Source organism: Pseudomonas sp. Je.1.5.c (assembly GCF_051129895.1).
Classification (GTDB): domain Bacteria; phylum Pseudomonadota; class Gammaproteobacteria; order Pseudomonadales; family Pseudomonadaceae; genus Aquipseudomonas; species Aquipseudomonas urmiensis.
This window is the reverse complement of the sequence record NZ_JBCPSP010000043.1, coordinates 1-23,381: the sequence shown is the minus strand read 5'-3', so window position 1 is coordinate 23,381 and position 23,381 is coordinate 1. Positions and strand designations below refer to the sequence as shown.

Annotated in this window: 24 protein-coding genes; 15 read left to right on the top strand and 9 right to left on the bottom strand. The window is 63.3% G+C overall.

Annotated features, from left to right (window positions below; translation table 11 throughout):
* Positions 1-25 precede the first annotated feature (25 nt).
* The 4 genes from AAZU54_RS23070 to AAZU54_RS23055 all read left to right on the top strand — a co-directional run bounded on the left by AAZU54_RS23070 (position 26) and on the right by AAZU54_RS23055 (position 3,223).
* Positions 26-412: a CidA/LrgA family protein gene (locus AAZU54_RS23070; protein ID WP_186553741.1), complete on the top strand. Its 387-nt coding sequence runs from the start codon at positions 26-28 to the stop codon at positions 410-412.
* The gene (locus AAZU54_RS23065) at positions 402-1,088 is read left to right on the top strand and encodes an LrgB family protein (RefSeq protein WP_186553742.1); all 687 of its coding nucleotides are present in this window, start codon (positions 402-404) and stop codon (positions 1,086-1,088) included. Before AAZU54_RS23070 ends, AAZU54_RS23065 begins: the two co-directional genes overlap by 11 nt.
* 181 nt (positions 1,089-1,269) lie before the next feature.
* The gene (locus tag AAZU54_RS23060) at positions 1,270-2,175 is read left to right on the top strand and encodes an alpha/beta fold hydrolase (protein WP_186553743.1); all 906 of its coding nucleotides are present in this window, start codon (positions 1,270-1,272) and stop codon (positions 2,173-2,175) included.
* 133 nt (positions 2,176-2,308) lie between these two features.
* On the top strand, positions 2,309-3,223 hold the full coding sequence (locus AAZU54_RS23055; RefSeq protein WP_312153109.1) for an SDR family oxidoreductase: 915 nt from the start codon (positions 2,309-2,311) through the stop codon (positions 3,221-3,223).
* Positions 3,224-3,631: 408 nt separating this feature from the next.
* Here the strand turns inward: AAZU54_RS23055 and AAZU54_RS23050 are convergent, their stop codons facing one another.
* Complete coding sequence (locus AAZU54_RS23050) at positions 3,632-4,420, bottom strand: IclR family transcriptional regulator (protein ID WP_434727723.1); 789 nt, start codon at positions 4,418-4,420, stop codon at positions 3,632-3,634.
* A 184-nt stretch (positions 4,421-4,604) separates the two neighbouring features.
* Here AAZU54_RS23050 and hmgA point away from each other — a divergent pair, with 184 nt between their 5' ends.
* Genes hmgA through maiA form a run of 3 tightly spaced genes read left to right on the top strand, consistent with a single transcriptional unit; the run spans position 4,605 to position 7,847 of the window.
* Complete coding sequence (hmgA, locus tag AAZU54_RS23045; protein ID WP_186553746.1) at positions 4,605-5,906, top strand: homogentisate 1,2-dioxygenase; 1,302 nt, start codon at positions 4,605-4,607, stop codon at positions 5,904-5,906.
* 3 nt (positions 5,907-5,909) lie between these two features.
* Positions 5,910-7,202, top strand: coding sequence for a fumarylacetoacetase (gene fahA, locus AAZU54_RS23040; RefSeq protein ID WP_186553747.1), 1,293 nt, complete (start codon positions 5,910-5,912; stop codon positions 7,200-7,202).
* Positions 7,203-7,214: 12 nt separating this feature from the next.
* Entirely contained in the window at positions 7,215-7,847 is a 633-nt protein-coding gene (gene maiA / locus AAZU54_RS23035; RefSeq protein ID WP_312153102.1) for a maleylacetoacetate isomerase, read from the top strand.
* Here maiA and AAZU54_RS23030 read toward each other — a convergent pair.
* Positions 7,841-8,647, bottom strand: a complete 807-nt coding sequence (locus AAZU54_RS23030) for a SirB1 family protein (protein WP_186553749.1) — start codon at positions 8,645-8,647, stop codon at positions 7,841-7,843. The two genes, maiA and AAZU54_RS23030, sit on opposite strands and share 7 nt — an antisense overlap.
* A gap of 123 nt (positions 8,648-8,770) precedes the next feature.
* Between AAZU54_RS23030 and AAZU54_RS23025 the strand changes: the two genes are divergently transcribed.
* The gene (locus AAZU54_RS23025) at positions 8,771-9,790 is read left to right on the top strand and encodes a Leu/Phe/Val dehydrogenase (RefSeq protein WP_186553750.1); all 1,020 of its coding nucleotides are present in this window, start codon (positions 8,771-8,773) and stop codon (positions 9,788-9,790) included.
* A gap of 137 nt (positions 9,791-9,927) precedes the next feature.
* Here AAZU54_RS23025 and AAZU54_RS23020 read toward each other — a convergent pair whose 3' ends face one another.
* Entirely contained in the window at positions 9,928-10,191 is a 264-nt protein-coding gene (locus tag AAZU54_RS23020; protein WP_264236419.1) for a YebG family protein, read from the bottom strand.
* Positions 10,192-10,434: 243 nt separating this feature from the next.
* Between AAZU54_RS23020 and AAZU54_RS23015 the strand changes: the two genes are divergently transcribed.
* A complete protein-coding gene (locus AAZU54_RS23015; RefSeq protein WP_186553783.1) occupies positions 10,435-10,905 on the top strand; it encodes a phosphate-starvation-inducible protein PsiE in 471 nt (156 codons plus the stop codon).
* 3 nt (positions 10,906-10,908) lie between these two features.
* Here the strand turns inward: AAZU54_RS23015 and AAZU54_RS23010 are convergent, their stop codons facing one another.
* From AAZU54_RS23010 to AAZU54_RS22990, 5 genes are all read right to left on the bottom strand, one after another.
* Entirely contained in the window at positions 10,909-11,205 is a 297-nt protein-coding gene (locus tag AAZU54_RS23010) for a DUF3509 domain-containing protein (protein WP_405130052.1), read from the bottom strand.
* A 136-nt stretch (positions 11,206-11,341) separates the two neighbouring features.
* A complete protein-coding gene (locus AAZU54_RS23005) occupies positions 11,342-11,689 on the bottom strand; it encodes an HPF/RaiA family ribosome-associated protein (RefSeq protein WP_186553785.1) in 348 nt (115 codons plus the stop codon).
* A 167-nt stretch (positions 11,690-11,856) separates the two neighbouring features.
* Complete coding sequence (gene fecA / locus AAZU54_RS23000) at positions 11,857-14,184, bottom strand: TonB-dependent Fe(3+) dicitrate receptor FecA (protein WP_434727722.1); 2,328 nt, start codon at positions 14,182-14,184, stop codon at positions 11,857-11,859.
* Between the two features lie 239 nt (positions 14,185-14,423).
* Positions 14,424-15,353, bottom strand: coding sequence for a FecR domain-containing protein (locus AAZU54_RS22995; RefSeq protein WP_434727721.1), 930 nt, complete (start codon positions 15,351-15,353; stop codon positions 14,424-14,426).
* Positions 15,350-15,844: a sigma-70 family RNA polymerase sigma factor gene (locus AAZU54_RS22990; RefSeq protein WP_186553788.1), complete on the bottom strand. Its 495-nt coding sequence runs from the start codon at positions 15,842-15,844 to the stop codon at positions 15,350-15,352. The genes AAZU54_RS22995 and AAZU54_RS22990 overlap by 4 nt, the downstream gene beginning before the upstream one ends.
* A 179-nt stretch (positions 15,845-16,023) precedes the next feature.
* On the opposite strand from AAZU54_RS22990, the gene AAZU54_RS22985 reads away from it, so the two are divergent.
* The 6 genes from AAZU54_RS22985 (at position 16,024) to AAZU54_RS22960 (ending at position 22,323) form a co-directional block, all read left to right on the top strand.
* Positions 16,024-16,329: a DUF3649 domain-containing protein gene (locus AAZU54_RS22985; protein WP_392464038.1), complete on the top strand. Its 306-nt coding sequence runs from the start codon at positions 16,024-16,026 to the stop codon at positions 16,327-16,329.
* A complete protein-coding gene (locus AAZU54_RS22980) occupies positions 16,326-17,906 on the top strand; it encodes a PepSY-associated TM helix domain-containing protein (protein WP_434727720.1) in 1,581 nt (526 codons plus the stop codon). Before AAZU54_RS22985 ends, AAZU54_RS22980 begins: the two co-directional genes overlap by 4 nt.
* Positions 17,900-18,226 carry a DUF3325 domain-containing protein gene (locus AAZU54_RS22975; RefSeq protein WP_186553791.1) on the top strand — a complete coding sequence of 109 codons (327 nt, stop codon included), beginning with the start codon at positions 17,900-17,902 and terminating at the stop codon, positions 18,224-18,226. Before AAZU54_RS22980 ends, AAZU54_RS22975 begins: the two co-directional genes overlap by 7 nt.
* A gap of 4 nt (positions 18,227-18,230) precedes the next feature.
* Positions 18,231-18,803, top strand: coding sequence for an RNA polymerase sigma factor (locus AAZU54_RS22970; RefSeq protein ID WP_434727719.1), 573 nt, complete (start codon positions 18,231-18,233; stop codon positions 18,801-18,803).
* A complete protein-coding gene (locus tag AAZU54_RS22965; protein ID WP_312153744.1) occupies positions 18,803-19,786 on the top strand; it encodes a FecR family protein in 984 nt (327 codons plus the stop codon). The genes AAZU54_RS22970 and AAZU54_RS22965 overlap by 1 nt, the downstream gene beginning before the upstream one ends.
* 134 nt (positions 19,787-19,920) lie before the next feature.
* Positions 19,921-22,323, top strand: a complete 2,403-nt coding sequence (locus AAZU54_RS22960; protein WP_434727718.1) for a TonB-dependent siderophore receptor — start codon at positions 19,921-19,923, stop codon at positions 22,321-22,323.
* Here the strand turns inward: AAZU54_RS22960 and AAZU54_RS22955 are convergent.
* Positions 22,320-23,195 (bottom strand): helix-turn-helix domain-containing protein, encoded by an 876-nt coding sequence (locus AAZU54_RS22955; RefSeq protein ID WP_186553795.1) that lies wholly within the window; start codon positions 23,193-23,195, stop codon positions 22,320-22,322. The genes AAZU54_RS22960 and AAZU54_RS22955 overlap by 4 nt on opposite strands.
* Positions 23,196-23,381: the final 186 nt, after the last annotated feature.

Genomic DNA, 23,381 nt, shown 5'->3' with positions numbered 1-23,381 from the left:
GCACCTGCTCGAGGAACCCCGCCCCATGAACGCCCTGTTGTTGAAGAAATTCGCCCGCCTGCTGATTGAGTTGGCGGTGCTGCTCGTTTTGTTTCTGCTCGGCGGCCAGCTCGCCGTGTGGTTCGGCTGGCCCATCCCCGGAGGGGTGATGGGACTGGCGCTGCTGCTGGTGTTGTTTGCCAGCGGTATTCTCAAGCCGGCCATGCTGCAACTGGGCGCCGGCTGGCTGATGGCCGAGATGCTGCTGTTCTTCATCCCTGCGCTGATGAGCCTGCTCGACTACGGCAGCCTGCTGCGCGACGAGGGTTGGCGCATTCTGCTGGTGATCGCCGTGAGTACCCTGCTGGTGATGGTGGTCACGGCGGTGACGGTCGAGCTGGTCTGCCGCTGGAGCCTGCGCCATGAGTCTTGAGCCCATGCCGCTGTTCTGGCTCGTGCTGACCTTGCTGGCTTATCTGGGCAGCCGCTGGCTGTACCGGCGCAGCGGGCGCTATTTGCTGTCGCCGTTGATCCTGGTACCGGCGTTGTTGTTGGCGGTGGCGCTGCCGTTGCACACCGCCTATGCCGAGTATGCCCGCAATACCCACTGGCTGATGGGCGTGCTGGGCCCGGTGACAGTGGCCTTCGCCGTCCCCATCTGGCAGCAAAAAGCATTGCTGGCGCGGCACTGGCCGGCGTTGTTGGTGGGGATGTTGGCCGGAAGTGCCGCATCGATTGCCAGCTCCTGGGGTCTGGCCCATTGGTTGGCGCTGGATGATTCGGTCAGCCTGTCGTTGCTGCCGCGCTCTATCACCACGCCATTCGCCATGCCCTTGGCACGTGATTTGGGTGGGGTGCCGGAACTGACTGCGGTGTTCGTGATGTTCACCGGCGTGCTCGGCGCCATGTTCGGCGGCATCCTGTTGCGCTACCTGCCGCTGCGTACGCCCCTGGCGCGTGGTGCGTTGTTCGGGGTCGGTGCGCATGGCGCCGGGGTCAGTCGGGCACAGGAAGTGGGCCGCGAAGAAGGTTCTGTGGCCGGCTTGGTCATGGTCTTGACCGGGCTGCTCAACCTGTTTGCCGCGCCCTTGCTGGCGATGCTGCTCTGACCGTTCATACACCTGACCTGTTAGGTCATCAAGCTGGCTGCCAAGGTAAGTTCCGCCACTGCTCGCGCTGACTAGACTGTGCCTCGACGCGACATAGAGAGCACATGTAAGTGCCGAGGTGACATGCAATGACCGCAGCCTTGCCGTATTCCTTCACCCCCTACCTTCCGGGACCACTGTGATGCCTTTGGCCGAAATTCCATTGTGCGTCTGGCGAACCCGGGGTCAGAGTTTCTCATTCCGGGGCCAGAGCATCCGCTACTGGACAGCAGGGCAAGGAGAGCCACTGCTACTACTCCACGGTTTCCCCACCGCCAGTTGGGACTGGCACTACTTGTGGGCGCCCCTTGCGCAGCGTTTTCGCGTTATCGCCTGTGACATGATCGGCTTCGGCGATTCCGCCAAGCCCCTGGGGCACAGCTACAGCCTGATGGAGCAGGCTGATCTGCAATTGGCGTTGCTGGCTCATTTGAAGATCGATCAGCCCGCGCATCTGCTGGCCCACGACTACGGTGGCAGCGTGGCCCAGGAGCTGCTCGCGCGCCATCACGAAGGGCGCGCCGAGATCGCCAGCTGCGTATTCCTCAACAGCGCCTTGTTCCCCGAGCGCTGCCCGTTGCTGCTGGTGCAGAAGCTGTTGCTCAGCCCACTGGGCTGGTTGGTGGGGCGCTCGTTTGGCCGCGACGATTTGGTGCGCAATGTCACCCAGGTGTATGGCCCTTGCACCCACCCCAGCGAGAGCGCACTGGATGACAGCTGGAGCCTGATTGTTTCCAACCGAGGCACGCGGATCCTGCACAAGTTGATGAGTTTCGTCCCGGAGCGGCGTTTTTACCGCGAGCGCTGGGTGGGGGCGCTGCAACATGACGGGGTGCCGCTACGCTTTATCAACGGTGCCGTCGATCCTTTGTCCGGCGCGCACATGGTCGAGGCTTATCGCCAGCAGGTGCCCGATCCGGACACCGTGCTGCTGCAGGGCATAGGCCACTATCCGCACATCGAAGCACCGGTACAGGTGCTGCGCCACTACCTGGCCTTTCGTGAGCAGCCGATGAGCTATCTGCCGCAAAAGGTCGCCTGGTCGTAGCGCCAGAGTGCAGGCCGGTGGCAACCATCGGCCTGTCTTATCGCCCATCATTCAGCCCCAGTGCGCTTGATTGTCCCGGGCACTTGGCTGGCCGACACTGCCTTTAATCCAATCACCCTGTGGAGCCATGAGCATGAGCGAGCCCGTACGTCTGCAAGATCGAGTGGTGATCGTCACCGGCGCCGGTGGTGGTCTGGGCCGGGCCCATGCCCTGCTGTTCGCCGCGCATGGCGCCAAGGTGGTGGTCAACGACCTGGGCGGCAGCACCCATGGCGAAGGCGCCAGTGCCTCGGCGGCGGATCGGGTGGTCGAGGAGATTCGCGCCGCCGGTGGCACCGCCGTGGCCAACCACGATTCGGTCACTGATGGCAGGCGCATCGTCGAGCAGGCTTTGGACAGCTTTGGCCGGGTCGATGTGCTGGTGAACAACGCTGGCATCCTGCGCGACAAGACCTTCCACAAGATGGAAGACGCCGACTGGGACCAGGTCTATCGGATTCATGTCGAAGGCGCCTACAAGGTCACTCACGCTGCCTGGCCGCATCTGCGCGAGCAAAACTGGGGGCGAGTGATATTTACCGCTTCGACCTCGGGCATCTATGGCAATTTTGGCCAAGCTAACTACGGCATGGCCAAGCTCGGTCTGTATGGCCTGACCCGAACCTTGGCCATTGAAGGGCGCAAGCACGGCATCCTGGTCAATGCCATCGCCCCCACCGGTGGTACCCGGATGACCGAAGGGCTGATTCCCCAGCAGGTGTTCGAGCGCTTGAAGCCCGAACTGATCAGCCCGCTGGTGGTGTACCTGGGCAGCGAGCACTGCCGGGACAGTGGCCAATTGTTCGAAGTGGGCGGTGGTTGGGTAGGCAAGGTGCGTTGGGAGCGCAGCGTGGGCGTAGGGTTCGATCCGCGTGAAGGCTTCACCCCCGAACAGGTAGCCGATCACTGGGCGCAGATTGGTGATTTCGAAGGCGCGCTGCATCCCGAAGACAGCTTGCAGGCGTTGCAGCAAATGATGGCCAATCTGCAAAAATATCCGCTGAGTTGAACAGCAGATTCTTGCAGGAATAAAAAAGGCCGCTGCAAGCGCAGCGGCCAATCGAGACGTTAGATCAAGGAGCTTCAAAATCAACGTCGGTGAACCTGGGGTGGCGCGAAAGGCGGGGGGAGGGCCCTTCGCGCTAACCAGTGAGATAAGAATAAGCGCTTGATCCTGTGGGAAAAATAGTCGCTTCTGACATTCTCTATTACATCTTGGGTGATAATCGCGCGGCCTTGATTCGCTGATCGATCCGGGTTGCTTGTTCCCGATCCTCCATATCCCATCGTGCAGTCAGTGAAGCGGGGGGCACGGAGCAAGTGTTGGAGCACGAGAGCAAGATCAGTCGCCGTGAGGGATCCGCTATTGGCGAAATGCGTTAGGCAGCGGCCAGCGGCATGACAGCCGTCTAGGCATTCAAATCCTGGGCTCGCGCTGATAACCCATCCGCCTGCTGACTGCCTCCACGGCAGCCAGCAGGCGCTGCGCCGCTGGGCCCTGCTCATCGGCGTGGAAGATCGAAGTCGGGCCGACCACAGTCATCACCGCAGCGATCTGGCCCATGGCGTTGAATACCGGCGCTGACAGGGCATCCACCCCCGGCATCAGCAAGCCGTGCACATGGTGCAGGCCACGCTCGCGTATCCCCTCCAGCAGGGGGTCATAATCACTGGCGCTTTGCTTGAGCACCGCCAGCTCCCGCTCTAGCAAATCCTGCGTCTCGCGCGCCGGCAGATGAGCGGCGAACACCAGTCCGGTCGACGAGCTGAGCAGCGGCAACACTGAGCCGATCTGGGTCACCACGGTTACCGCACGCACCGCCGGCTCGATACTGACCACCGTTGCCCCCTGATTCCCCCACACCGCGATGAAGCAGCTCTCATTGAGCTCGTCGCGCAATTGCGACAGCGGCAGTGCGGCCACCTTGAGCACATCGATGCTGCCCAGCGCCGCCATCCCCACGCGCAGTGCTTCACGTCCCAGCCCATAGTGGTTGGTGCTTGGGTCCTGCTCGGCAAAGCCGCTGGAGATCAGCGCCTGCAAGTAGCGATGGACCTTGCTGGCAGGCATCTGCACGTGTTCGGCCAGGCGCGACAGCGAGGTTGAGGGCGACAGTTCGGCGAGCGCCTTGAGGATGTCGGTACCGACTTCCGCCGAGCGGACCTTCTGCTTGCCGGTGTCGGCAGGGTTGCGGGCGGTGGTCATGGGGCTGGGCATCCGGGGAAGACTGAGGGCGTCTTTATAGCTTGACGCCTTGATGCAATCAAATTACGTTATTCGTAATCTGATTACGATAAAAACAATGCAGACGCGCTACCGGTGCTTGCCGCATGGGCAATTGAGCTGGCAGCAGCTGCCAGCATGGCTCGCTTCGAGCCCGGAGGCATCGATGACTCGCGACACGTCCCCCGCAATCGACTACCTGAGCGGCTTCGGCAACGAATTCGCCAGCGAGGCGCTGCCTGGCGCTCTGCCGGTCGGGCAGAACTCGCCGCAAAAAGCGCCCTATGGCCTGTACGCCGAGCTGTTGTCGGGCACCGCGTTCACCATGACCCGTAGCGAGCTGCGCCGCACCTGGCTGTACCGCATTCGTCCCTCGGCGCTGCACCCGCGCTTCGAGCGGCTGGAACGCCAGCCGCTGGCAGGCTCACTTGGAGCGGTTACGCCTAACCGCCTGCGCTGGAGCCCGCAGCCGATTCCCAGCGAGCCGACCGATTTCATCGAGGGCTGGCTGCCGATGGTGGCCAACTCGGCGACCGATAAACCTGCGGGCGTGAGCATCTACATCTACCGCGCCAACCGTTCGATGGAGCGGGTGTTCTTCAACGCCGATGGCGAGCTGCTGCTGGTGCCCGAGCAGGGCCGCCTGCGTATCGCCACTGAATTGGGCGTGATGCAAGTCGAACCGCTGGAAATCGCGGTAATCCCGCGAGGCATGAAGTTTCGCGTCGAACTGCTCGATGGCCAAGCGCGTGGCTATATCGCCGAGAACCACGGCGCACCGCTACGCCTGCCCGACCTCGGCCCGATTGGCAGCAACGGCCTGGCCAACCCGCGTGACTTCCTCACCCCGGTGGCACACTACGAAGAGACCAGCGGCCCGGTGCAGCTGGTGCAGAAGTTCCTCGGCGAACACTGGGCCTGCGAGCTGCAGCACTCGCCGCTGGACGTGGTCGCCTGGCATGGCAGCAACGTGCCGTACAAGTACGACCTGCGCCGTTTCAACACCATTGGCACGGTCAGCTTCGATCACCCAGACCCTTCGATCTTCACGGTATTGACCTCGCCGACCAGCGTTCACGGTCTGGCCAACATGGACTTCGTGATTTTCCCACCGCGCTGGATGGTGGCCGAGAATACCTTCCGTCCACCCTGGTTCCACCGCAACCTGATGAATGAGTTCATGGGCCTGATCCAGGGTGCCTACGATGCCAAGGCCGAAGGCTTCCTGCCCGGCGGCGCTTCGCTGCATGGGGTGATGAGCGCCCACGGCCCGGACGCCGAGACCTGCAGCAAAGCCATCAGCGCCGAGCTTGCCCCGCAGAAAATCGACAACACCATGGCCTTCATGTTCGAGACCAGCCAAGTGCTGCGTCCGAGTCAGCAAGCCCTTGAATGCCCGCAATTGCAGGCCGACTACGATAGTTGCTGGGCCACCTTGCCGAGCACCTTCAACCCGAACCGGAGATAACCCATGAACCAGACCGCCATCGCCCGTAGCTGGGTCGAGCACGCCAACGGCCATCGCGATTTCCCTCTGCAAAACCTGCCGCTGGGCATCTTCAGCCGCCCGGGTGAAGCCTTGCGCTGCGGCGTGGCCATTGGTGATGCGATCCTCGACCTGGACGCGGTGCTCGCTGCCGGACTGTTCGAGGGTCAGGCCAAAGAAGCTGCACAGGCGACCCAAGGTGGTGCGCTGAACGCCTATTTCGCCCTCGGCCGCAGCGCTCGGGTGGCCTTGCGTGAGCGTCTGCTGGCGCTGCTCGGCGAGCACAGCGAGCACCAGGCTGCGCTCACGTCGGCGCTGTATCCAGCCAGCGAGTGCCAGCTGCACCTGCCGGCCAAGGTTGGCGACTACACCGATTTCTACGTCGGTATCGAGCACGCCAAGAACGTTGGCAAGCTGTTCCGCCCCGACAACCCGCTGCTGCCTAACTACAAGTACGTCCCGATCGGTTATCACGGCCGCGCCTCGACCCTGCGCCCCTCCGGCACCGAGGTGCGCCGGCCCAAGGGCCAGACCCTGCCAGCCGGCCAGACTGAGCCCGTTTTCGGCCCTTGTGCACGCCTGGACTACGAGCTGGAACTGGGCATCTGGATCGGCCAGGGCAACCCTATGGGCGAGTCGATCGCCATCGGCGATGCCGCCGAGCACGTGGCGGGCTACTGCCTGCTCAACGACTGGTCGGCGCGCGATATCCAGGCCTGGGAATACCAGCCGCTGGGGCCATTCCTGTCCAAGAGCTTCATCACCAGCCTGTCGCCTTGGGTGATTACTGCCGAAGCCCTGGAGCCGTTCCGCTGCGCCCAGCCGGCACGCCCTGAAGGCGATCCGCAGCCGCTGTCGTACCTGCTGGATAAACGCGACCAGGCCAATGGCGCCTTCGACATCGAACTGGAAGTGCTGCTGATCACCGAGCGCATGCGCGAGCAAGGCTTGCCGGCGCATCGCTTGACCCTGAGCAACACCCGCAGCATGTACTGGACCGTGGCGCAGATGGTCGCGCACCACAGCGTCAACGGCTGCCAGTTGCAGCCGGGTGACCTGTTCGGCTCGGGCACCCTGTCCGGTGCCCAACCAGGCTCGTTCGGCAGCCTGCTGGAGATCACCGAAGGCGGCAAGCAGCCAATCGAATTGGCCAGCGGCGAGGTGCGCAAGTTCCTTGAAGATGGTGACGAGATCATCCTGCGTGCGCGCTGCAGCAAGGATGGCGTGGCCAGCATCGGCTTCGGCGAATGCCGCGGCAAGGTCGTCGCGGCTAACTAAGAGGGTAGGGTGATGGAGCTGTTCACTTATTTCCGTTCCACCTCCTCCTACCGGGTGCGCATTGCCCTGGCGCTCAAGGGTCTGGATTACCAGGCCCTGCCGGTCAACCTGCTCGAGGGCGAGCACCGCGCGGATGATTATCTGGCGGTGAACCCTCAAGGGCGAGTGCCGGCGCTACGGACTGAAAGTGGTGAGGTGCTGGTGCAGTCACCAGCGATCATCGAGTACCTGGAAGAGGTCTATCCGCAGCCGGCGCTGTTGCCCGCTGCGCCTGAGGCGCGGGCCAAGGTGCGCGGGGTGGCGGCGTTGATTGGCTGCGATATTCACCCGCTGCACAACGTCAGTGTGCTCAACCAGCTGCGCCAGTTGGGCCATGACGAAGGGCAGGTCAATCAGTGGATTGGCCACTGGATTGGCCAGGGTTTGGCGGCTGTGGAGCAGTTGATCGGTGATAACGGCTTCTGCTTCGGCGAGACGCCGGGGTTGGCCGATCTCTATCTGATCCCCCAGCTGTACGCGGCCGAACGGTTCAATGTCGAGCTCACTGCGTACCCACGAATCCGCCGGGTAGCGGCGCTGGCCCAGCAGCATCCGGCCTTCGTCCAGGCGCATCCCGCCCAGCAGCCAGACACCCCGGCTCAGTGAATCGACTGGTTGCTGGCGGGTAGATGGCCCAGCCGCTCGCTCAGTTTCACCCGCTGCACGGGGTCGTCGGTCAGCAGTAGGGCATGCTCCAGATCGAAGCGTTCGGCCTGCGGGCAATCCAGGCGCTGATACAGCGTTGCCCGCGCCAGGTAGTCGCTGACCAGCACCGGCCCCAACTGCATCACCCGCTCGGCATCGATCAGTGCCGCCAGGTCGTTGTCGTTGCTGATGTGCAACTGGCGCAGGTTACGCGACAGCCGTTGCAGCATCTGCCTAGGGCTGGCCACTTGCATGTGGTCGGCGCTCAGCGCGACTTGCGGGCCGAACTGGCGGGCCAACAGCTGGCGGCATTCAGCCGGATACAGACGGCGTCCGCCACACGGGTCGAGCAAGTGGTCGGCGCCGGGTACTCGCAGCAGGAAATGACCGGGAAAGTTCACCCCTTCCAGCGGGATCGACAAACGCCTGGCCAGCTCCAGCGCCAGAATCGCCAGCACCAGCGGTTGGCCACGACGGCGCAGCAAGACCTTGTCCATTAATGCCGCATGCGGTCGCAGCGGGTGGTATTCGTCCTGGGCAAAGCCTAATGCAGTGAGCTGGCGCAGCAGCGGTTGCGCCAGTTCGCTGACTGGCAGCATCGGCAGACTGGCATTGATCTCCCGTTGCAGGTCATTGAGCCGGGCAAGGCTGTCCGCGGGCTCGACGCTGCGGTCGTGCTCGGCGGCAATCCATAACGAGGCTTCCAGCAGGGCGACCGGCTCGCGTTCCAGGCAGGCCAGGCAGGCTTGACGTGGCTTCATGAAAATCTCCCAACACGCTTAACTATTAGCTCTGGCGCGCGGTTTCGTCCAGTGGTCCGGCTGCGATACATGGGCTTGTGGGCTGCCTATACTGTGTGGAGCACCTCTTCGGGGAGCCCGTTGATGTTCGCGCTCATGCAAAGCACCCGCACTCAGTCTCTGCACCTGTTCATTGACCCACCTACCGGCCTCAAGGCGGTGGTGGTCATCCACAGCGAGCAGCTGGGCCCGGCTTTGGGCGGCTGCCGCTACTTGCCGTACGCCGATGACGAAAGCGCCATGACCGACGCTATTCGCCTGGCCCAAGGCATGAGCTACAAAGCGGCGTTGGCGGGGCTACCGGTGGGCGGCGGTAAAGCAGTCATCGTGCGTAACCCGCATGTGGAAAACCGCGCGGCGCTGTTCGAGGCATTCGGGCGATTTGTCGACAGCTTGCAGGGGCGTTTCATTACCGCCGTCGACAGTGGTACCTCGACCCTGGACATGGACTGCATTGCCCAAACCACCCCACATGTCACCAGCACCACTGCCTCGGGCGATCCCTCACCGCATGCAGCCATGGGCGTATTCGCCGGGATTCGCGCGACTTCGATGGCGCGTCTGGGTAGCGACAATCTCGAAGGTTTGCGGGTTGCGGTACAAGGGTTGGGCAATGTCGGTTATGCATTGGCTGAGCAGCTGCATGCGGCGGGTGCGGAATTACTGGTCAGTGACTTGGACCCTGGCAAAGTGCGCCTGGCGGTGGAGCAGTTCAATGCCCATCCGGTGATCAATGACGCCTTGATCAGCACGCCCTGCGATATTTTCGCGCCTTGTGGTGTTGGCCCGGTACTCAATGGCCAAAGCGTGATGCAGCTGCGTTGCGCAGCGGTGGCGGGTGCGGCGAACAACCAGCTGACCACCTTACAAGTGGCCGATCAGTTGGAAAAACGCGGAATTCTGTATGCGCCTGATTATGTGATCAATGCCGGTGGCTTGATCTATGTGGCGCTGAGACATCGTGGCGAAGACCTGGGCACCATCACTGCGCATCTGGCACGCATTCCTACGCGGCTGACGGAAGTGTTCGCGCATGCTCAGGCGGAGAAACGCTCACCGGCGCGGGTGGCGCAGATGTTGGCGGAGCGGTTGCTTTACGGATGATCCGGGTTTGATGTTGTCTGTTCTGGCCTCTTCGCGGGCAAGCCCGCTCCCACAGGGATTGCGCTGTTCTCAGGTTAAGCGCTGTACCTGTGGGAGCGGGCTTGCCCGCGAAGAGGCCAGAACAGGCCCCCCAAAACTTATTCCTCGCCACCACCCTCAAGCAACTCCGCCAACGCATCCGGCTGGCTCTTGAACGCCCGGGCAAACACATCGCGGTTCTTGGCCATGTAGATACCGGCTTCCTCGACCTGCTGTTCAGTCAACGAAGGCACCGCCTTTTGCAGCACCTCAGCCAGGCGCTCGGCGAGTTCGAGCATCTTGTCGTGACGATCGGCTTCGGCTTTATCCATGAACAAACGCTCCGGGTCGCGGCTGCTGCGGTACACCACTTCGACGGCCATTCATCACCTCTGTGCCTTTTAGCTGGTTGGATTGATCAATTACTGTATCGATATACAGTAATCGCTCTGGCCACTTCAATGCAACCCAATAGTGGCCATTTATATCCGGAAAAAGCGTAGCCCATAGGTGCCTTGCGGCAATCGGTCGCCTTCCAAGCCAAGGGCCTGGCCCTTTAACTGCATGGCACAAGCGTCACAGGCGTGGCGCATCATCCTTCAGCTCGTATCGGGGAATCGAACATCGTGAACATCAAATGGGCAGAAAAACTGCGCAAGGGCCTGCATGGCTCGGCCGACTCGCTGGGCAACCTGTGCGTCGAGTCGTTCCACTACCTGGCGTTGTTCGGTATCGGCGGGATCACGGCCTGGGCCGCTGTGATGACCTTCCTGGACATGCTCAGCAAAGGTGGGGTCAGCGTCGATGACATCCTGCTGCTGTTCATCTACCTGGAGCTGGGGGCGATGGTGGGGATCTACTTCAAGACCAACCACATGCCCATTCGCTTTTTACTGTACGTGGCGATCACGGCGCTGACCCGCTTGCTGATCGGCGATGTGTCGCACCACAAGGCGCCGGATGTTGGCCTGTTGTACCTGTGCGGCGGCATCCTGCTGCTGGCCTTTGCGATCCTGGTGGTGCGCTATGCCTCCTACCGCTACCCGTCGAGCCGGGTGCTGGATGCCAGCGGCAAGGAAGTCGACGAGGGCCGCTAGTGCTCAGTTGGCGATGTGGCTGGCGTTGAAATGCTGCTGGCGTGGGTCGCGGGTGAGGGCTGCGAGCACCTCAAGGGGGTTCTCGCCCTGTTCGATGGCAAGGCCCAGGCGGATGCTGTCGACCACCCGCTGCAAGCGCACGGGGTCGTTGCGCTGGGCTTGGCTGATCAGGCGCTTGGCGACGATGCCGCTGTCATCGGACAAGGTCAGCATGATGCTGCCATCCAGGCGTTCGATGCTCAGGTTGACCCGGTAGCGTGGGGCAAAGGCGTCGCTGATTTGATCGAATGGATTGTTCATGATCGCGCATCTGTAATTGGCAATGTAGGGGTTGACCGACGTACAGGCGGGTTGGTTCAGGGCCACTGATCGGGTCAAGGCACAAACCAAAACGCCCGGTGCAATGCACCGGGCGTTTGTGTTCAAGCAACCTCGATCATTCCTCGGGGTCATGCGCTTCAAGGATCACGCGCTTACTACGCAGCTTGCCGTAGAAGTGTTCCAGCGCGTTGTTCAGCTTGCTGGCGGCGCCATCGACCGCCTGGTCCAGCGAAGTGGCGGTGTGGGTCACGGAAATCGGTTGGTGGCCTTTGGGGCGAGCCTCCATCTGGCAGCGTTTGTCATGCGGTCCGGGCTTGGCGCCGTTTTCGTCGCGCAGGTGGACCTCAATGCGGGTGAGGTCGTCCTCGTAGCGTTCGAGGGTGCTTTCAAGCGTACTGCGGACCCACTCGTTAAGCCGGATGTTGCCTTCGATATGGTTGCTGCTGTTGACCTGGATTTGCATGACTTCAATCCTTATTCAGCTTGCTCGCAAAGAGACGTGCCTAGGCCACTGAGGCCTGTGGAATTTTTTCGCCTCTTGACTCTAAGGTCAGGCATCCGCGCGGCGAATTCAACCCCCCGAGAAAGAAAAATTTCCTGTTGCAATAAATTCGAAATCATCTAGGGCCGTCAGAACGCAACCGATGTTTGCAGGTATAAAGTCCGAGGTTCGCCGACGTACTTGCCCTTGTTGTTGTCATCGAACGAGCGGGTGTAGTACTCGCGATTGAACAGGTTCTTCACCCCCACCGCGACCTTGAGGTTGGACAACTGCGGGCCGAAATCGTAGGCCGCGCGGGTGCTGACCAGCATGTAGCCAGGAATCCGCCCGGTGCTGCCATCCGCGCTCTCTTCGCCGGTGTTGGCGTTGTCGGCGTACTGGCTGCTCTGGAAGCTGCTGTCCAGGTCCAACTGCCACGGACCTTCGGTGTAGCCCACGCCCAGGGTGCCCTTGTGGCGGGACGAGAACGGCACCTGGTTACCTTTGTTCGGCCCATCTTCGCGGATAGTGGCATCGACGAAGGCGTAGCTGGCATGCACATCGAAGTCGGCCAGGGCAGGGCTCAAGCCATCCAGGGCATAACGCACGCTGGTCTCGATGCCCTGGTGACGGGTTTCGCCACGGGCGATCACCGAGTCGTTGGTCTGGTTGCTTTCATACTGATTGTCGAAGTTGATCAGGAACGCGCCGATTTCTGCCTGCAAATCGCCGTTGTCGTAACGGGTGCCGACTTCCCAGGTACGCGCTTTCTCCGGTTTCACCTCACCGCTGCTGACCCGGTTGGGCATCTGGCTGTATTGCACGCTGCCGAACGAGCCTTCTGTGTTGGCGTAGAGGTTCCAGCTGTCGCTCAAGTGGTACATCACGTTAAGCGCCGGCAGGGCGGTGTTGTAGCTGCCCTGGTAGCGCTGGCCGTTGAGCTTGTTGCTCTGCTCGGAATCGATCATCTCGTAGCGCACGCCCGGGGTAATGGTCCAGCGGCCGATGTCGATGCGGTCATCGAGGTAGATGGCATGCGCTTCGGTACTGCCGCGGGTGTCGCGGTCGTTGCGACTGGCGGTGGTGGGCAGCTCGCCATTGACCGGCTCGCGGAAGCGCAGTTCGTGCCCGGCCTCGTTGATGTAGCGGTAGCCAACGCCCAGTTCGTGCCAGCTGTCGCCCAGCGCCAGGCCTTGCGAGAAACGCGTTTCGATACCACGCACCCAGTACTCGCGCGGCGACAGCGAGACGAAACTGCCCTGGTCCAGATAACCGCTGCGCAGGGTCTTGGTGAAGAAGCTATTGACGCTGAACTGGCGGTCATCCTGCTTGTAGTCATAACCGACGTTGACCAGCGTGCGACGGCCCCAGAACTTGTCTTTCAAGCGGGTCGACTGATACGGGTCGGCATCGAAGTCGGCCTTGCTCAGGCCGCCAGGCATTTGCGCCTCGCCCTCGTAGTACTGGGCCATGGCGTGCAGGCTGTTGGCCTCGTCGAGCTGCAGCTTGCCCTTGAGGATCAGGTCGTCGATCTGCGTGTCGCTGTGTTCGCGCCAGTCGCCGCCACGGGTGCCGGAGTACAGCAACGCGCCGCCCAGGCCGTTGTCGTTGGTGCCACCGACCAGCAGGTTGGCGCTGTTCTTGAAGCCATCGTGGCTGGACGAGGGGCTGATCTGGTTTTGCATGGCGGCCTTGAAGGTCGCCTGTTCAGGAATGGCGCGGGTCACGAAGTTGACGATGCCGCCGACGTTCTGCGGCCCGTAGCGCACCGCACCGCCGCCGCGCACCACGTCTACCGCGTCCATGTTGCCCAGGCTGAGCGGGGCCAGTGACAACTGCGGCTGGCCATAGGGCGCGAACGGCACCGGGATGCCGTCCATCAGCACGGTCGAGCGCGAGGCCAGGCGTGGGTTGAGGCCACGGATGCCGAAGTTCAGCGCCAGGTCATGGCTGCCGGTGCCGTTGTTTTCCGGGGCATTGACCCCGGGGATGCGGTTGAGCACTTCGCGCGCGCTGCTGGCGCCGCTGCGTTCGAACGCTTCGCGGCGGATCACGTCACGCGCGCCGGGGTGCTCGAAAACGTTGTCCTGCTGGGCTTCGGCCAGCCAGTCGCCGACCACGGTCGAGGCGCCCAACTCCAACGGCGCACCTGCAGCAGGAGCGGCGATGGGTTGCAGGCTGAAGGCATTGTCGGCCTCCTGGCGGGCTTGCAGGCCGCTGCCGCGCAGCAAGGCATCGAGGCCCTGGCGCACCTCGTACTGACCGTCCAGCCCTGGGCTTTGCAGGCCTTGGGTCAACTGCGAGCCGAACGAGATCAGCGCACCGCTTTCGCGGCCAAACTGGTTGAGCGCATCTTCCAGCGAGCCGGCCACGATGTGGTAGGCGCGGGCATCGGCCGCTTGGGTGGCGGGCACAGCGAGGCCGAGGGTGGTGGCGAGCAAAAGTGCCTGAACGAGAGGGCTGGGGCGAAGCAGCATGTGAGTGGTCCTTGAGAAGGGGTTTTGCCTTCTCTGTCACGCGAACGTTGCTAAATGGCTCAGGTGATTTCGATATTTTTCAAAACCTTTTTATTTCGGTGTCTGTACTGGCCTTTTCGCGAGCAAGTCGCAGCGGCACACCGCCGATCCTACGGGGGATAGCGCTGTTCTCAGGGTTGGCGCTGTACCTGTGGGAGCGGGCTTGCCCGCGAAGAGGTCGGTGCTGACAGCCGAGTGACTCAACTGGTCCGGGATTCAATCGTCACCCAGTACCGGGTAAAGCGCCTCACCCGCACCGGCAGCGCCACCTCCAGCATCTGCAGAATCCGCTCGCTGTCATCCAACGGGTACGAGCCGGAAATACGCAGGTCCGCGACCTGCTCGCTGCACCCCAACTGGCCGTGTCGATAACGCCCCAGCTCGTCGAGAAAATCCGCCAGGCGCATCTGCGAGGCCACCAGCATGCCGTCGACCCAGGCGCCAACATTGCGCTGCAGTGGGGCGATCGCCTGCCACCCGCTGCCAGCGAACCTGGCCTGCTGCCCCGCCAGTAAGGCGTGCCCAGCCACGCTCGCGCTGCCGTCGAACACCGACACCAGGCTAAAACCACTGAACTGGCGCACGTTGAACCGGCCCTGGTCCAGGCGCAGCACGCCTTCGGCACTGCGCAGCAGCAACGGCCGTGGATCCTTGGCCACTTGCAGTTGCAGTTCACCTTCAAACAGGCGCACCAGCCGTTGTTGGCCGTCGAAGCGCACATCGGCGGCGCTGCGGGTATTGAGCTGCAGCTCGCTGCCGTCGCCGAGGGTCATGCGCCGCCGCTGCCCCACCGGGCTGCGATAATCGGCCATCAGCCCAGGCAGCGCTGTGTGCTGCTGCAGGCCCAGGCCGGCGGCGCTGGCCATGCCCACCAGCAGCAGCGCCTTGAGTGCCCGGCGGCGGGCCGGGGAGGGCGGCGCCTGCAAGGTGGCGTGCACCACCGGGGAGGCGACGCCCCGCAGGCGCTGGTTGACCTGTTGAATATGGCTCCAGGCGCGCTGGTGCTCACTGTCTGCGGCCAGCCAGCGCTCGAATGCCTGCTGCTGGGCAGCGTCGAACGTTTCGTCTTGGGACTCGATCAGCCAGTGCACGGCCTGCTCGGCCACCTGCGCGCAGAAGGTGCTGTTCACAGGGCGAAGTAACAGCGCATGGCCGCCTTGTTCAGGTAGCGTTTGACCGTGGCCAGGGAGATGCCCAGCTCGCGTGCGATTTCGCCCTGGCCCAGGCCATCGACCTGAGCCAGCAGGAACGCCCGCTTGACCAAGGGCGCCAGGCCGTCGAGCAAGCGGTCGAGCTCCAGCAACGTCTCGAAGATGATCGCCTTCTGCTCCTCGCACGGCGCGACCTCTTCGGGCACCTGGGCCAAGGCCTCGAGGTAGGCGCGCTCCAGTTCCTGGCGGCGAAAGTGGTTGCACAGCACGCGCTTGGCCACCGTGGTCAGAAACGCCCGCGGCTCTACCAGCTGCGGCACTTCCCGTGCCTGCAGCAGGCGGATGTAGGTGTCCTGGGCCAGGTCCGCGGCGTTTTGCGGGCAACCCAGGCGCCGCCGCAGCCAGCCGGTCAACCAACTGTGGTGGGCGTGATAAAGGCCTTCGACCGTAGAAGAGAGGGCGCTGGACACCGTTGACACTCCGGCGCCTGATTGCGCAACTGGAAGTAAGAATTGTTCGCATTGTATTCAGGCGATCGATCTACGGCAATCCTTGCCGAGCGACCGATTTCATCAAAACGTGTCGCTTGAACTTTGCTTATGAGAATTGAAATCATTATTATTGCAGCCCCGTTTTCTCGGACCGCGTCATGAAAAGCAAAGCCGCCGGGTTGCCCCTGAGCTATCGACTGGCCGTGACTTCACGCAGCCTGGCTGCGTTGCTGGGCGGTTACTTGCTGGCGTCGATGACCAGTGTCTGCATTGCCTTGCTGGCGCCGATGGCGCAAGTGGACGCGGCCCTGACCGGCCTGTTGTCGTCGTTCGTGTTCTACCTGCTGGCCTTCATCTGGTGCTTTGCCTGTCGCAGCGCCTGGCGCGCCTGGCTTGGCGTGCTGCTGCCGAGCCTGCTGCTGGGGATGATCAATGGATTGGCCTACTGGATGAAAAACCCATGAAAGAGGGCTTCCGCCAGGCCATGGCCTGGTTGCACACCTGGACCGGCCTGATCTTCGGCTGGCTGTTGTTCGCCATCTTCCTGACCGGCACGCTGTCGTACTTCAAGGAAGAGATCAGCCACTGGGCCCAGCCTGAGATCCGTAGCCATCAGCTCGACCCGGTCGCAAGCCTGGGCTTGGCCCAGCAGTACCTGCAGAGCAACGCCGGCAACGCCAGCAGCTGGTTCATCCGCCTGCCCAATGAGCGCGAGGCGGCCCTGAGCGTCAACTGGCGCGACCCCAACGCCCAAGGCCGGCGCGGCTTCACCAGCAAAGCGCTGGACGCCCACAGTGGCGAGCCGGTCGAGGCCCGTGACAGCCGCGGCGGCGAGTTCTTCTACCGTTTCCACTTCCAGCTCGAAATGCCCTACCCGTGGGGCCGCTGGCTATCGACCTTGTGCGCTTTCATCATGCTGCTTGGGCTGGTGACCGGGATCATCACCCACAAGAAGATCTTCAAGGAGTTCTTCACCTTCCGCCCGGGCAAGGGCCAGCGCTCCTGGCTGGATGGGCACAATGCAATCGGCGTGTTGGTGCTGCCCTTCCACCTGATGATCAGCTACAGCAGCCTGGTGCTGTTCATGTACATGGTGATGCCGGCTGGCATCCTTGCCAGCTACGGCGATACCGGCGGTTATTTCAACGACCTGTTCGGCCGCGACGACCCGCCTGCAGTGACTGGCGTCGCCGCGCCGATGGCGCCACTGCCCGAGCTTTATGCCAAGGTCCAGACCCTGGCCCCCGGTGCGCGCATGGGCTACATCCAGATTCAGAACCCTGGCGACAGCAGTGCCCGGGTCACTTTCACCCAGGCCGCCGCCGATCATGTGGCCTACAGACGCAGCGCCAACTGGACCTTCGATGGCGTCAGCGGCGAGCTGCTGCGCCAGGGCGCCCCGGAATCCGCTGCGATGATGACCGCCTTCAGCTTCGCCGGCCTGCACATGGGTAACTTCGCTGGCCCTTGGCTGCGCTGGCTGTATTTTGCCTTCGGCATTGCTGGCACTGCGGTGATTGGCACCGGCCTGGTGATGTGGCTGGGCAAGCGCCAGCTCAAGCATGCCAAGAGCGCCAGCCTGCCGGGTGAACTGCGCCTGGTCGAAGTGTTGAACATTGCCAGCATGAGCGGCCTGCTGCTGGGCGTGGCGGCTTTCTTCTGGGCCAACCGCCTGCTGCCGGTTGCCCTGCAGGGCCGCGCCGACTGGGAGGTCAAGGCCTTCTTCCTGGCGTGGGCAGTGTCGCTGGTGCATGCCGTGCTGCGACCCGGGCGCAAGGCCTGGGGCGAGCAACTGGCGCTGGGCGCGCTGGCATTTGCCCTGTTGCCCCTGCTCAATGCGCTGACCACTGGGCTGGGGTTGGATCAGTCGATCGCTGCCGGTGATTGGGCCATGGCAGGCTTTGACCTGACTGCGCTAGGCACCGGCCTGTTCCTCGGCTGGGCGGCGAACAAGATGCTGCGCGCGCCCAAACCGGTCGCCAAGCGCGCCCCGCGCACGGCCAAGGCCAGCGCTGAAGTGGTCGAGGTGAACGGATGCTGAGCATTGCCTTGATCGGTTTTGCCGGGTTTGCCGGCCTGTGCCTGAGCATGGAAAAGCACTTCAACGAGCTGCTCAAGCGCAAGCCCAGCGGCGCTCAGGCGCGGGCGCTGCGTATCGGCGGCTGGCTGCTGTTGGCGCTGTCGCTGGTGCTTGCCGTGCAACTGCGCGGTTGGGCGTTGGGGCTGGTGGAGTGGATCGCTGTGCTGATGGCAGGCGTGACCCTGTGGGTGTTCGGCTTGCCCTATCAGCCACGCCTGCTGCTGGGCCTTGCCGCAGCAAGCGTGGTGCTTGGGCCACTGCTGGCCGTGATCGGCGTGTGAGCGCTTGAGCGAGCCGCTGGACATCAGCAAGCCTGAAGCCGACAGCGCCACTGGCCGCGCGCGCTTCGTGCAAGTGTTCCTCGCCCAACGTGCGCGCATGGAGGCGTTGGTCAGCCGCCGCGTGGGCTGTCGTGCCACCGCGGCTGATCTGGTCCAGGAGTTGTTCCTGCGTTTCTGGCGGCGCCCCGAGGTCAAGGTCGAGGCGCTGGACACCTATCTGCTGCGCTGTGCCGGCAACCTGGCCATCGATCATCTGCGCAGTGAAGGCAGCCGCGGGCGAATCGTTGAAGGCCTGCCCGCAGTGGATCAAGACTCGCCCAACCAAGCCATGGAGCAAGCGCTGCAAGTCGAGCATGACCTGCAACGGATCGAGGCCGCGCTGCGCGTCCTGCCGGAACGGACCCGGCAAATTTTCCTGCTCAACCGCATCCATGGTTGCACCTACGGCGAGATCGCCAAGGCCATGCAACTGTCCCAGAGCGCTGTGGAAAAGCATATGATGCGCGCCCTCGAAGCGTGCAAGGCGAGTATTGCCGAGCCCGCATCCGCCGTGCGCAGACCAGGGAGCGCCCGTTGATGAGCCGTACCGACCCGATCTGCGCCGAGCCTGCCCAGGCGGCCCTGAGCTGGCTGAGCCGGATCAATCAGCATCCCGCCGAGGCACAGAGTGCTGCGTTCAAGCGTTGGCTGCTGGCCGACCCCGCCCATCGCCAGGCCTATGCCGAGGCTCAGGCACTGTGGCGCCTGAGTGAAGCGCCGGCAGCGAAACTGGCTGGCGAGGAGCAGGACAGCCTGCAGCACTACCTCGATGCCATCCGCCAGGCGCCAGCCCGCAACCCCTGGCGACGCCGTGCTGGCGCCCTGGCGGTTGCCGCGTGCCTGGTGTTGGCACTGGGCACCCTGGGCGGTTGGCAGCCGCAATTCTGGTTGCAGGATGTGCAGGCTGACTACACCAGCGCTGGGCAGGTGCAGCAGATCACCCTGGCAGACCAGTCGCGCATGACCCTGGATGCGGGCAGCGCAGTAGCCATCGATTTTGCCCAGGGCGAGCGGCGCGTGCGGCTGTTGCGCGGTGCTGCGTTCTTTGAGGTGACCCATACCGGCCAGCCGTTCCTGGTGGATGCCGGGGGTGGCCAGGTGCGGGTGCTTGGCACCCAGTTCGAGGTGCGTGAGCAGGGCGCGGGTGCGCAGGTCACGGTGCGTAGCGGGCGGGTCGCGGTAACCTCCGGGCAGGGTCAGCAGCCTCGCGAGCTAACCGCTAATCAACAACTGGCCTATGCCGATGGCGTGGCCGGGCAGGTGTTGGCGGTGGACAGTGACAGCCGCCTGGCCTGGCGCCAGGGCTGGTTGAATTATTACCAGGTGCCGTTGGCGCAGGTGATCGATGATCTCAGCCGTTATTACCCTGGGCGGATCGTGCTGCTCGATGGCGAGCTCGGCCTGCGTAAGGTCAGTGGGAGTTTCCCGGTCGAGGAGCCGTTGCTGGCGTTGGACTCGCTGGGCAAGGTCATGGGCTTTTCGCGCAGCACCTTGTTAGGCCGGTTGACCCTTTTGAAGTAGCGTTAGCGCCGACACTGGCAATGTATTTTTCAACTTTTTTCACAGCACAGGTGAGGTAACAGGACGTGGCATCCGTGTAGTGAGTGGAAGTGCGATTCATTCGCAAGTAATCACCCTCTCACAGGTCAGCGTCCATGAAGTTCTCCCCGCGTTGCGTGTCTCTCTGGCTCGGTCTTGGCACCCTGTCCGCCGTCGGCGTGGTGCCGGTTGCCAGCGCTGCCCAGCAGACCCAGCTGTATGCCTTTGCCCAGCCCAGCCAGCCGCTGGCCGCAGCCCTCAACGCGTTCAGCCGCACCACCGGCCAGAGTGTGGTCTACACCCTCGAACTGGCCGACCTGCAAGCGCCAGCGCTGAACGGCTCGCTCAGTGCCGAGCAAGCCTTGCAGCAGTTGCTCGGCAATGCTGGCCTAAGCTGGCGCCGGCTCGACGCACGTACCCTGACCCTGGAATTGGCCGACAGCGCCGGCGCGCTGAACCTTGAGGCCACCAACGTCAATTCGCAGATGGACGACTACAGCTACCAGCCGCCGGCCAGCGCCTCGATCATGCGTGGCCAGGGGCCGATCCAGGACATTCCCCAGGCGATCAACGTGGTCCCGGCCCAGGTCATCCGCGACCAGGCCCCGCGCAACCTCGACGACGCCCTGGCCAATGTCAGCGGCATCACCCAGGGCAACAACTTCGGCGGCACTTCCGACACGGTGATGAAGCGCGGTTTTGGTGACAACCGCGACGGTTCGATCATGCGCGACGGCATGCCGCTGGTGCAGGGCCGCAGCCTCAATGCCAGCACCGAGCGGGTCGAAGTGCTCAAGGGGCCGGCATCGTTGCTGTATGGCATCCAGGACCCGGGCGGGGTGATCAACGTGGTCAGCAAGCGCCCGCAACTTGAGCAGTACAACGCCTTGACCCTGCGCGGCTCGACCTACGGCAGCGGCAAGAACGGCGGTGGCGGTGGCCTGGACAGCACCGGCGCGCTGGGCGACAGCCCACTGGCCTATCGCTTGATCGTCGATCATGAAGACGAAGACTACTGGCGCAACTACGGCGTGCACCGCGAATCCCTGGTGGCGCCGTCGCTGGCCTGGCTGGGCGAGGACACGCAAGTGGTGCTGGCTTACGAGCACCGCGAGTTTCTCTATCCGTTCGACCGTGGCACCGCCTTTGGCAGCGACGGGCATCCGCTGAACATCCCCGCCACGCGCCGTCTGGACGAGCCCTTCAACGACATGGAAGGCCGCTCGGACCTGTACCGCCTGGAGGTCGATCATCAGCTCAGCGATGACTGGAAAGCGCACTTTGGCTACAGCTTCAACCGCGAAACCTACGATGCCAGCCAAGTTCGAGTCACCGCCGTCAATGAAGCCAAGGGCACGCTGACGCGCAGCATCGACGGTACCCACAACGCCATGAGTCGCGATCAGTTCGCCACCTTCAGCTTGAACGGCAACGTGGTGGTGGCGGGCATGCGCCATGACCTGCTGGTGGGCGTCGATCACGAGGACCGCAAGGTGTTTCGTGGCGACCTCATCCGCCAGACCCCAAGCGCGACCTTCAGCTATGAGAATCCGCTCTACGGCCAGCAACAGGAAGGCAGCAACGTGCGTGCCAGCGACAGCGACCAGACCGACAAGCTGCGCACGGACTCGCTGTTTATCCAGGATGCGCTGCACCTGGATGAGCACTGGATCCTGGTGGCCGGTGGGCGTTTCCAGCAGTACGACCAATACGCCGGACGCGGCCGCCCGTTCAAGGCCAACACTGACAACAGTGGCCAGACCTGGGTGCCGAATGCGGGCGTGGTGTACAAGGTCGATGAGCAGCTGTCGTTGTATGGCAGCTACAGCGAGTCGTTCAAGCCCAATTCGAGCATCGCTCCGCTGAGCATCGGCGGCGGCCAGACCTTGCTGCTCGATGGCGGTATTGCACCTGAAGAAGGCAAATCCTACGAGCTGGGCGCCAAGCTTGACATCCCCGGCCAGCTCACCGGCAACCTGGCCTTGTTCGATATCACCAAGCGCAACGTGCTGGTCGCCGACGGCGACAGTAACCCCGGTACGATCATCTACAGCAACGCAGGCCAAGTGCGTTCACGAGGGGTGGAGCTGGACCTGACCGGCCAGCTCAGCGAGCGCTGGAGCTTGATCGGCAGCTATGCCTTCACCGACGCCGAAGTGACCAAGGACCCTGAACTGAAGGGCAAGCGCCTGCAGAACGTCGCCCGTCACAGCGGCTCGCTGTCGGCGGTGTACGACTACGGCAGCCTGTTCGGTGGCGACCGCCTGCGGCTGGGGGCGGGAGCTCGCTATGTGGGCGAACGCGCAGGCAACGCGAGCAACGATTTCGACCTGCCGGCCTATACCGTCGCCGATGCTTTCGCCAGTTACGAAACCCAATTGGATGAGCACAAGGTGCGCTTGCAACTGAACGTGAAGAACCTGTTCGACAAGGTGTACTACACCTCGGCAGTCAACCGTTACTTCGTCGCCCTCGGCGATGCACGTCAAGTCAGCCTGTCGAGCACCTTCGAGTTCTAATGGGCGAACGCTGCACGATACTCGCCAGGGGTCGCACCGAGCGCCTGGCGAAAGCGATTGCTGAAGTGGCTGGCGCTGGCAAAACCACACAGCAGGGCGATCTGCACCAGCGCCAGATCGCCCAGGCGCAACAGTTGGCAGGCCCGCTGCAGACGCCGCGCCAGCAGGTATTGGTGCGGCGGCAGGCCGAAGCTTGCGCGAAACATCCGGGCGAAGTGGTATTCGGAAAGGTTGCAGCGCAGCGCCAGGTCCGCCAGGGTGATCGGTTGATCCAGGTGCGCTTCGATGTACTCGACCAGTTGCCGGCGCAGGCTCGGTGCCAGGCCGCCCTTCAGGCGCAGGCCTTGGCGTAGACCGGCCTGGCTGAGCACCGCGTGGTCGACGATATCGTGGGCCAGGCTGCTGGCCAGCAAGCGCTCGCCGGGCTCGTCCCAGTTCAAGCTGATCAGCTGGCGAAAACGCCGGGCCTGCTGCGCATCTTCAAGGAAGGTCGCTTCTTGTAGCTGCATCTCGCGCGGCTCACGATCGAGCAGGCGAATACAGCCAAGGGCGAACTGCTCCTCGCTGATGTACAGGTGCGCCAGACGAATGGCGCCGTTGACCACCCAGTTCGATTCATGGCCGGCGGGCATGATGCATAGCTTGTCGGGCGCGCCTTTGTCGGACGGGCGCTGGCGGCGGAACGTGCCGGTGCCGTCGGCGATGTAGCAGGACAAGGTGTGATGGCTGGGCGCCTGGTAGTCACGGGCATCGTCGCGGTTGCTCCATAACGCAGCAGCCAGCCCCTCGCCCAGTTGCGCGCTGTGTTCCAGGCGAGCGTTGGGCGAGGCGTGCATGGCGTTGAAGACTTGCAGCTGGGTCAGTGGCGGCATGGGCGATTCCTCTGAGTGCCATCCTACTGCGCAATGGCGGGGTTGGCAGTGCCTGGCGATGGAAAAGCGCAAGTTTGTGCAAGCGCACCGGTCATTCGAGGCTCGACACTGGCTCCATGTGATGCCCATCGCGGGGCCACCCCGCTCCCACGCCAACGGCTGCGCTACAGCCCCATCCGTTCAGGG